Here is a 1,766-nt window from a genome sequence, read left to right as displayed (position 1 = left end):
CTTTGAAAACTGAACAAAGTTTTGTTTCACAAAGTGCAGGGCATATCAACTTTAGTTGATATCAAATGTAATTTGCGAACGTCAATTCGCTTATTAACAATTAAGAAACAACAAATGAGTCACAAACAATCATAAAATGAGAGTTTGATCCTGGCTCAGGATGAACGCTGGCGGCGTGCCTAATACATGCAAGTCGAACGCATCCCGTTAAATGAAGTGCTTGCACGGATTTTAACATTGGATGAGTGGCGAACTGGTGAGTAACACGTGGGTAACCTGCCCAGAAGCAGGGGATAACACTTGGAAACAGGTGCTAATACCGTATAACAACAAAAACCGCATGGTTTTTGTTTGAAAGGTGGTTTCGGCTATCACTTCTGGATGGACCCGCGGCGTATTAGCTAGTTGGTGGAGTAATGGTTCACCAAGGCAATGATACGTAGCCGACCTGAGAGGGTAATCGGCCACATTGGGACTGAGACACGGCCCAAACTCCTACGGGAGGCAGCAGTAGGGAATCTTCCACAATGGACGAAAGTCTGATGGAGCAACGCCGCGTGAGTGAAGAAGGTTTTCGGATCGTAAAACTCTGTTGTTGAAGAAGAACACGTTTGAGAGTAACTGTTCAGACGTTGACGGTATTCAACCAGAAAGCCACGGCTAACTACGTGCCAGCAGCCGCGGTAATACGTAGGTGGCAAGCGTTATCCGGATTTATTGGGCGTAAAGCGAGCGCAGGCGGTTACTTAAGTCTGATGTGAAAGCCTTCGGCTTAACCGGAGAAGTGCATCGGAAACTGGGTAACTTGAGTGCAGAAGAGGACAGTGGAACTCCATGTGTAGCGGTGAAATGCGTAGATATATGGAAGAACACCAGTGGCGAAGGCGGCTGTCTGGTCTGTAACTGACGCTGAGGCTCGAAAGCATGGGTAGCGAACAGGATTAGATACCCTGGTAGTCCATGCCGTAAACGATGAATGCTAGGTGTTGGAGGGTTTCCGCCCTTCAGTGCCGCAGCTAACGCATTAAGCATTCCGCCTGGGGAGTACGACCGCAAGGTTGAAACTCAAAGGAATTGACGGGGGCCCGCACAAGCGGTGGAGCATGTGGTTTAATTCGAAGCTACGCGAAGAACCTTACCAGGTCTTGACATACTGTGCTAACCTAAGAGATTAGGCGTTCCCTTCGGGGACGCAGATACAGGTGGTGCATGGCTGTCGTCAGCTCGTGTCGTGAGATGTTGGGTTAAGTCCCGCAACGAGCGCAACCCTTATTGTCAGTTGCCAGCATTTAGTTGGGCACTCTGGCGAGACTGCCGGTGACAAACCGGAGGAAGGTGGGGATGACGTCAAGTCATCATGCCCCTTATGACCTGGGCTACACACGTGCTACAATGGATGGTACAACGAGTTGCGAACTCGCGAGAGCAAGCTAATCTCTTAAAGCCATTCTCAGTTCGGACTGTAGGCTGCAACTCGCCTACACGAAGTCGGAATCGCTAGTAATCGCGGATCAGCATGCCGCGGTGAATACGTTCCCGGGCCTTGTACACACCGCCCGTCACACCATGAGAGTTTGCAACACCCAAAGTCGGTTCGGTAACCTTCGGGAGCCAACCGCCTAAGGTGGGGCAGATGATTAGGGTGAAGTCGTAACAAGGTAGCCGTAGGAGAACCTGCGGCTGGATCACCTCCTTTCTAAGGAATAATACGGAAGCCCTGCACTGAGACAAAACTTTGTTTAGTTTTGAGAGGTCTACTCTCAAAC

At 49.9% G+C, this 1,766-nt stretch carries 1 rRNA gene; it reads left to right on the top strand.

Annotated elements, in window-relative coordinates:
• The first annotated feature begins 132 nt into the window (after positions 1–132).
• Positions 133–1,696: ribosomal RNA gene (locus FC82_RS07340) — 16S ribosomal RNA — on the top strand.
• Positions 1,697–1,766 lie beyond the last annotated feature (70 nt).

The organism is Secundilactobacillus collinoides DSM 20515 = JCM 1123 (genome assembly GCF_001435975.1).
Classification (GTDB): domain Bacteria; phylum Bacillota; class Bacilli; order Lactobacillales; family Lactobacillaceae; genus Secundilactobacillus; species Secundilactobacillus collinoides.
Note: the sequence above shows the minus strand (reverse complement) of the source record. Positions and strands in the feature narration are given on the sequence as shown.